Source organism: Pseudomonas sp. 5Ae-yellow (assembly GCF_014077575.1).
GTDB classification, from domain to species: Bacteria; Pseudomonadota; Gammaproteobacteria; order Pseudomonadales; family Pseudomonadaceae; genus Halopseudomonas; species Halopseudomonas neustonica.
Genome location: NZ_JACGWE010000124.1, coordinates 1 through 911, shown reverse-complemented (window position 1 = coordinate 911; position 911 = coordinate 1). Strand labels below are relative to the sequence as shown.

2 protein-coding genes are annotated in these 911 nt (G+C 51.6%); both read left to right on the top strand.

Annotation, left to right across the window (positions count from 1 at the left end):
• Window positions 1-146: transposase domain-containing protein (locus tag H4J77_RS19545; RefSeq protein ID WP_182247823.1), on the top strand; the 146-nt coding region annotated here is incomplete at its 5' end.
• A 204-nt stretch (window positions 147-350) separates the two neighbouring features.
• On the top strand, window positions 351-788 hold the full coding sequence (locus H4J77_RS19540; protein WP_182250125.1) for a hypothetical protein: 438 nt from the start codon (window positions 351-353) through the stop codon (window positions 786-788).
• Window positions 789-911: the final 123 nt, after the last annotated feature.

Genomic DNA, 911 nt, shown 5'->3' with positions numbered 1-911 from the left:
TCATGAGCTTGATCCAGTCAGCCAAGCTCAATGACCATGATCCCTATGCCTACCTGAAAGATGTGCTGACCCGACTGCCAACGCAGAAGAACAACGCCATCGACGAGCTACTGCCGCACAATTGGAAACCTGCTATCAAGGTGTGATCGCCGGACGCTTACTCTTCTCCGGCTGAAGTTGAAACCTACTTAGACCTGCGCGACCGCGGGATATCCTTACGTACAGAGTTGAGCGCAGCCTACGTAACGCGCAAAACCATCTTTGATCGGCAGGTTATGAATGTTGATCCGCCGGGTTCTGAGGCTCTCATTGATGAGCGAATTTCGCGAATCAGGAGCCAGTTAACTGCCATGGAGAGCTCGCTGACTAATGCTCTTAGTGCGATTGGAGGCACTTCAGGGACAATTGGTTTAGTCGTGGAAGGTATGGATGAGGGCATGGCAGCGGAAATAAGGAGTGCTGCTAGAGATTTCCGGCATGTTGGAACCGTGCGCTCTACCTTCGGCGCCGCAGCGGGAAGTCGGGGTAACCAAATTGCGTCAGTCATCTTTCTCTTTCAGCTCAGCAATCTAAATTCGGCACTATCCGACCTTCTCGGAAGTAAAATCCTCACCAAGCAGCAGCTTTTGGGGTGCCTGGAGGCTTTGATATATAGTGGCGCTGCTGGTTCTTCAGCTATCCAAGGCATGGCTGTTTCCGTGTTGCAGTCTCGTATAGCGATGATGGGAAGTGCCGCTGGGAAAATCAATGCTATGAGTCAATTAGGCTGGTGGTCAGGCAAGATCTGAATAGCCCCTAGTTTCGTAGACACCTCCAGGCCTTATAATCAAGGCACCCAGGAGGTCCAATGAGCAACTCACGCTACACCGAAGAATTCAAAATTGAAGCCGTCAAACAGGTGGCTGGCCGAG

What these genes read in the sequence shown, in the direction of transcription:
- H4J77_RS19540 (WP_182250125.1), top strand. Translation starts at nt 351, where the DNA reads ATGGAGAGCTCGCTGACTAATGCTCTTAGTGCGATTGGAGGCACTTCA.